This is a genomic window from Vibrio sp. 1580 (genome assembly GCF_033340055.1).
Genome location: NZ_JAWOVT010000551.1, coordinates 1 through 566, shown reverse-complemented (window position 1 = coordinate 566; position 566 = coordinate 1). Strand labels below are relative to the sequence as shown.

General features: G+C 44.2%; 1 protein-coding gene. It reads left to right on the top strand.

All coding sequences use genetic code 11. The features are described 5' to 3' along the window. On the top strand, window positions 1–520 hold a 520-nt coding region (gene tilS / locus R7093_RS27110; RefSeq protein WP_318147260.1), incomplete at its 5' end, for a tRNA lysidine(34) synthetase TilS. Window positions 521–566: the final 46 nt, after the last annotated feature.

Genomic DNA, 566 nt, shown 5'->3' with positions numbered 1-566 from the left:
TATGTGGTTGAGTAAATTGAATGCCAATATGCCGAGTCAAACTCAATTGCGCTTGATTTGGCAAGAAGTGGCATTGGCGCAACAAGATGCCAATCCAAAGCTTAAACTCAAACAAGGAGAGATCCGACGCTTCCAAAACAAATTGTACTGGGTTACGCCTCATGCCGATGTGACGAGTTGGCAAGGCCATATCCAAATCGATGAGCCACTGGTTTTACCTGAGAGTTTGGGGACGTTAACGCTTAGTTCGGGTTCTCATCAGCCAAGTATTTCGCTGCCATCGCACCCTGAGTTATTGAGGGTTACTTTCAATCCCGAAGGTTTGTCGGCACACCCCACAACACGTAGTCGCAGTCGTAAACTGAAAAAGTTATTCCAAGAATACAATGTGCCAAGCTGGTTACGTCGTCAGATCCCGATTTTGATGTACAAAGACCAAGTTGTTGCAGTCGCAGACTTGTTTGTGGATCAAACATTTAGTGGCCAAGACTGTGAACTCATTTGGCGCAAGCCTTTGTAATTCATGTCACAATATCGACCATAACTATCTCAAATAAAAAACGATT